This is a genomic window from Corallococcus sp. 4LFB, from assembly GCF_046520365.1.
Lineage (GTDB): Bacteria > Myxococcota > Myxococcia > Myxococcales > Myxococcaceae > Corallococcus > Corallococcus caeni.
On sequence record NZ_JBKGHJ010000823.1, the window covers coordinates 1 to 2,339 of the forward strand.

The 2,339-nt window shown below is 71.7% G+C and carries 3 protein-coding genes and 2 pseudogenes; 1 reads left to right on the forward strand and 4 read right to left on the reverse strand.

Features of this window, described 5'->3' with window-relative positions; all coding sequences use genetic code 11:
- On the forward strand, positions 1-550 hold a 550-nt coding region (locus ACLEQD_RS41550; RefSeq protein ID WP_410391440.1), incomplete at its 5' end, for an AgmX/PglI C-terminal domain-containing protein.
- 69 nt (positions 551-619) lie between these two features.
- On the opposite strand, the pseudogene recR reads toward ACLEQD_RS41550, so the two are convergent.
- From recR to ACLEQD_RS41570, 4 genes and pseudogenes are all read right to left on the reverse strand, one after another.
- Positions 620-1,195, reverse strand: a pseudogene (gene recR / locus ACLEQD_RS41555) (recombination mediator RecR); the annotation flags it as partial.
- Positions 1,196-1,201: 6 nt separating this feature from the next.
- Positions 1,202-1,519 carry a YbaB/EbfC family nucleoid-associated protein gene (locus ACLEQD_RS41560; protein WP_120599678.1) on the reverse strand — a complete coding sequence of 106 codons (318 nt, stop codon included), beginning with the start codon at positions 1,517-1,519 and terminating at the stop codon, positions 1,202-1,204.
- 97 nt (positions 1,520-1,616) lie between these two features.
- A complete protein-coding gene (locus tag ACLEQD_RS41565; protein ID WP_410391439.1) occupies positions 1,617-1,814 on the reverse strand; it encodes a hypothetical protein in 198 nt (65 codons plus the stop codon).
- A pseudogene (locus ACLEQD_RS41570) lies at positions 1,805-2,339 on the reverse strand (DNA polymerase III subunit gamma/tau); the annotation flags it as partial. The gene ACLEQD_RS41565 and the pseudogene ACLEQD_RS41570, both read right to left, overlap by 10 nt.

Below are 2,339 nucleotides of genomic sequence, written 5' to 3' on the forward strand. Positions count from 1 at the left end.
CACGCCTCCGGTCCAGCCGCCGCCGGCCGTCGCGCCCGTGGCGGCCAACGGGACTCCGCCGGCAGCGGCTCAGGGCTCGCCGCAGCCAGGAATGCAGGTCGCGGTGGGCCCGCAGGGGCAGGGGCCCGAAGGGACTCCGCCCGGGAGCGTTCCGGGCGGTGACGCGGTGGCGGCGTCCGTGACGGATTCGCCCCACGTGGACGAGGGGACGGAGGAGACGCCCCCTCGCAAGCCGGTGACGAAGCCGGCGGTGAAGGAGCGCGTGTCGCTGGGCATCGAGGACATCCAGCGCGTGGTGTCCAACGGCCGCTCGAAAATCACCGGCTGCTTCGAGCGCTACAAGTCCGACCTGCCGTCGGCCGCGGGCGAGGTGCAGGTGCAGCTCACCATCGTGTCCTCCGGCAAGGTGCGCGCGGGCACGCGCGGGCCGCTGGCGTCCACGGCGGTGGGCCGCTGCCTGGAGACGCAGGCCCAGGGCCTGCGCTTCCCGGCGCACCGCGACCAGGAAGTCACCGTGCTGATGCCGTTCTCGTGGAAGGTGACGCAGTAGCGCGGGTGACGCGTGCCGTCCCGCGTTCAGCGCGCGGGACGCAGCATCGCCGTCACAGGTCGCGGCGGCGGACAGCGCCTTGGCGAGCGTGGCCTGGTCCGCGAACTCCAGGTCGCCGCCCATGGGCAGGCCCTGGGCGATGCGCGTCACCCGCAGGCCCAGCGGCTTGAGCAGGCGCGTGAGGTAGAGCGCGGTGGCCTCGCCCTCGATGTCCGGGTTGGTGGCGAGGATGATCTCCTCCACCCGGCTGTCGTTGAGGCGCTCCAGCAGCTCCTTGATGCGCAGCTGCTCCGGGCCCACGCCTTCCAGCGGGGACAGCACGCCGTGCAGCACGTGGTAGCGGCCCTTGAACTCGCGGGTGCGCTCCAGCGCCATCAGGTCCGAGTACGTCTCCACGACGCACAGGGCGCGCTCGTCGCGGCGGTGGTCGCGGCAGAAGCCACACAGCTCCGAGTCGGTGAGGGAGAAGCAGCGCACGCACAGGTGCACCTTCTCCTTCACCTCGCGGATGGCCTGCGAGAGGTCCACGGCGAACTCGCCCGGCGCCCGCAGGATGTGGAACGCGAGGCGCTGGGCGGTCTTCTCACCAATGCCCGGCAGCTTCGCGAGCTGGGCGACCAGGCGGTTCAGCGGATCGGGGGTCATCCGTCTTTAATTAATGCCGGGGATCTTCACGCCGCCGGAGATCTTCGCCAGCTCCGCGTTCATGTGCTGACGGCTGTTCGCCAGGGCAGCGTTCACGGCGGCGGTGATGAGGTCCTCGAGCATCCCGGGGTCGTTGGGGTCGATGGCGCTCTTGTCGATCTTGATGCTGCGGATCTCCTGCACGCAGTTGGCGACGACCGTCACGAGGCCCTCGCCGGACTTCGCCTCGACGGTCTCTTCCGCCAGCTGCTTCTTCCGCTCCTCGATCTTCTCGGTGAGCTTGTTCGCCTGCCGGATGAAGTAGTTCAGGTCGATGCCGGGCATGTGCTTCCTCGGTCCCCGGCCGTGGGAGCGCGCGCCGTCATGGCGCCGCTCGGAGCAGGGACGTTGCCGCGCACCCTAGCGGGGCCGGGCGGCGTTGTCAGTCGTCAGGAGCGGCGGGGACGTCCGGGAGGTTGGCCGGTGGCCGCTCGGGCTCGTAGACCTGGATGTGCTCGATTTCGCCGCCCAGCATCTTGAGGATGGAGCGCACGGCCGCGTGGGAGCGCACCTTGCCCTCGGTGCTCTTCTCATGGGTGGCGCGGCTCTGGGTGTCCTGCTCGGAGAGGCTCAGCCCCATGCCGCCCGGGAGGACGTCCTGGGTCTGGGCACGTCCATGATGGTGAGCTTCACGACCCGGCCGAAGTGCGAGGCCAGCGCCGCGTCCACGGCGGCCTTGCCCGCGGGGGCCGTCACGGCGGCCTTGTGGAAGGCGGCGGAGGGCGGATAGCCCAGGACGATTTCGCCCGCCTTCATGGACTGGAGGCGGCCGTTGGCGAGCGCCGTGCCGTGGCGCACGGACGCGGCCTTCACGGTCTCCACGGCGGCGCGCCAGCGCTCGGGAAGGGAGCGCTGGGGGTTGTCGCGGCTGGTGGCGACGGGCGCCATCGCGGGCGGCGGTTCGGGCTCCGGGGGCTCCGGTTCCGAGGGGGCGGCTTCCGCGACGGGGAGGCACTCGCCGGACGCACAGCCTTCGGCGGAGCCCTCTTCCGGGAACATGCGCTCGTCCACGTCCTCGTCGCCGAGCGGCGGAGGTCCGGGCGGAGCCACGGGCTCCGGCTTGCGCATGTTGGTGATGCGCACGGTGGGCCCGGCTTCGGGCGCG

Excerpts from the sequence above, each read along its gene's own strand:
- ACLEQD_RS41565 (WP_410391439.1), bottom strand. The coding sequence starts at position 1,814 with ATGGGGCTGAGCCTCTCCGAGCAGGACACCCAGAGCCGCGCCACCCAT.
- ACLEQD_RS41560 (WP_120599678.1), bottom strand. The coding sequence starts at position 1,519 with ATGCCCGGCATCGACCTGAACTACTTCATCCGGCAGGCGAACAAGCTC.